Annotated in this window: 3 protein-coding genes; 1 reads left to right on the forward strand and 2 read right to left on the reverse strand. The window is 68.3% G+C overall.

Annotation, left to right across the window (positions count from 1 at the left end; translation table 11 throughout):
- A partial coding sequence (locus tag VM938_05960) for a hypothetical protein (protein ID HVF74575.1) occupies window positions 1–190 on the reverse strand: 190 nt, incomplete at its 3' end.
- A 311-nt stretch (window positions 191–501) separates the two neighbouring features.
- Here VM938_05960 and VM938_05965 point away from each other — a divergent pair.
- Window positions 502–1,548, forward strand: coding sequence for an IS110 family transposase (locus tag VM938_05965; GenBank protein HVF74576.1), 1,047 nt, complete (start codon window positions 502–504; stop codon window positions 1,546–1,548).
- Between the two features lie 666 nt (window positions 1,549–2,214).
- On the opposite strand, the gene VM938_05970 is transcribed toward VM938_05965, so the two are convergent.
- A partial coding sequence (locus VM938_05970) for a hypothetical protein (protein HVF74577.1) occupies window positions 2,215–2,537 on the reverse strand: 323 nt, incomplete at its 5' end.

Here is a 2,537-nt window from a genome sequence, read left to right on the forward strand (position 1 = left end):
GGCCGGCGCGGGCGTCCGCCCACCCGAGGGCGTAGACCACGAGCAGGGCCAGGTACGCCGCGCCGAGCAGCCGGGCGAACACCGGCAGAGACGGGACCGGCAGGCCCACGGCTTCAAACAGCGGCGGCGGGCAGACGAGCAGCGGGCACGCCCACGCCACCAGCGTCACCGCCATCTTCAACGCGATCACGTGCGTCAGCCGCACTTCCCCCTCCCGGAACCCCTCCGCCGCCCGTTTTCAGATGACGACCACCGCCGAACGACCCAGCTCACCTGCTCGGCGGTCGCGGGGAGTTATGAACTCCGAAACGGCTATATGCCCGCCGGGTCAGGTGTAACGCGAGGATACATCTCATGGCCTCGTTGACGACGGGCCGAACCTGTCGCCAAAGTGTGAGGTCGCCGGGCGGGCCGGTCCTCGGGTGGATCTTTCAGCGGGCGTTTGGGGCGTCCGCAACCACGGAGCGGGATCAGGCCGGCCCGTCGTCAAGGAGGTCCGAGATGCGTCCCTACACCACCACGCACGCATACTACTGCGGCGTCGATCTCCACGCCAGAAGCCTCTTCGTCAACGTCCTCGACGCCAGCGGCACCACTCGCCTCGAGCAGGATCTCCCCGCCTCGCCCGCCGCGTTCCTCGACGCCGTCAAGCCGTACCGGGACGGACTCGTCGTCGGCTGCGAGTGCATGTTCGCCTGGTACTGGCTCGCCGACCTGTGCGAGCGCGAGCGCATCCCGTTCGTCCTCGGGCACGCGCTCGCCATGAAGGCCATCCACGGCGGGAAGGCCAAGAACGACAAGCTCGACGCCCGCAAGATCGCCGGGCTCCTCAAGGGCGGGTTCTTCCCGATGGCGCACGTCTACCCGAAGGCCAAGCGCGAGACCCGCGACCTCCTCCGCCGCCGCTCGTTCTTCGTCCGCCAGCGGGCGCAGCTGATCGCCCACGTGCAGAACACCAACGCGCAGTACAACCTCCCGCCGTTCGACAAGAAGCTCACCTACAAGGGGAACCGGACGGCCGCCATCGCCGAACGCTTCGAGCACCCCAGCACGCAGCTGTCGATCGGCGCCGACCTCGCGCTCGTCGAGAACTACGACACCCAGATCGCCGCGCTCGAAACGCACCTCGTGAAGTCGGCGAAGGTCGACGACCCGACGACGTTCGCCTTCCTCCGCACCGTCCCCGGGATCGGTCCGATCCTCGGCCTGGTGATGCTCTACGAGATCGACCGCATCGACCGCTTCGACGGCGTCGGCAACTTCCTCTCGTACGCGCGGCTGGTCGCGTGTACGCACGAGAGCGCCGGCAAGGTGAAGGGCGTCGGCGGCCGCAAGATCGGCAACGCGCACCTCAAGTGGGCGTTCGCGGAGGCCGCGAGTCTGATGCTGCGGAGCTTCGCGCCGGCGAAGGCGTGGATGCAGCGGGCGTCGAAGAAGCGCGGGGCGAAGAAGGCGCACGCCATCCTGGAGGCGAAGATCGGGCGGGCGGTGTACCACCTGTGGCGGAAGCAGGTGGCGTTCGACGCCAAGAAGTTCCTGGCGTCGTGAGTGACAGCGCACGGTCACCGCACGGCGATGGCCGGACCGAAGACCCCTGGAGGAGGAAGACCACGGACGAGTGACACCGCGTGAGATTCCGGACCGGCGAGGGGAGCTGTCGGCCTAACTGGGGCACCCCGGGCGACCGCGCTTGCGAGGCTTCCTTCCTGGGGCTCGACCCCGTGCGGCCTCGTTGCGGCATCGTCCCCGACCCCGTTGCTGTGGATTGGACCCCTCGCCGGCTCCGGTGACATCGCACTGTCACTCGCGACCGACCACCGACGCGGCCCGCCGGCCGAGCCGACGACTAACTACGCCGACGCCGCTTCGCCGGGGCAACGGCACGTCGGGGGTCTCGATCCCCTCGCGTGCTCTCGGATGAGCGGTCACCCTTCGGGGGTCGAGCCATCGTGTTGAGTAGCCGGTCCGGCGGAACGGAGAGGTTTCTGGGGCGTCGCTCGCTGGTGGAGTGACAGTCGGTTGTCGTTGGCTCGACGACCGGCCGACCCCGTAGAGCTGTTTGGCACCGCCTCGGCTGCGACAGCGTGCTGTCGCGGTGGAGTGATGTGATGCCGTGTAGCGAACCATCCCGGTGCGGCCAGGTGATGCCAGTCGGCACACCTGCGGTGTGCGAGAGCGAGGTGATGGAGCTTCGACAGGCGTCAGGACGGGCGTTCAGCCCGCCCCAGGTTTTTCGTTTTCCCGCAAGTCGGTGGGCCATGAGAGCGGTTCGGCGTCTGGGGCCTCGGCGTCGGTGAATGCCTCGATCATCTCGGACGCGATGTCCACCAGAGGCTGCCAGTGCGGCGGCCAGCTCGACCACCACTGGAATCGACACGCCGAGAACAGATCGCCAAACGCCGCGAGCTGGTACATGGTACCGTCGCATCCGCCGTACCCGCTCAGGTCCGGCCCGATCGGCATAGTGAGGGTGGCCACCCGCTGGAAGAACGCCGCCAGCCGGTCGGACTCGAACGGCACCGGGTCGTATCCGACCA

The sequence above is a fragment of the Acidimicrobiales bacterium genome, assembly GCA_035536915.1.
Classification (GTDB): Bacteria; Actinomycetota; Acidimicrobiia; order Acidimicrobiales; family JAHWLA01; genus JAHWLA01.

What these genes read in the sequence shown, in the direction of transcription:
- VM938_05965 (HVF74576.1), top strand. Translation starts at nt 502, where the DNA reads ATGCGTCCCTACACCACCACGCACGCATACTACTGCGGCGTCGATCTC.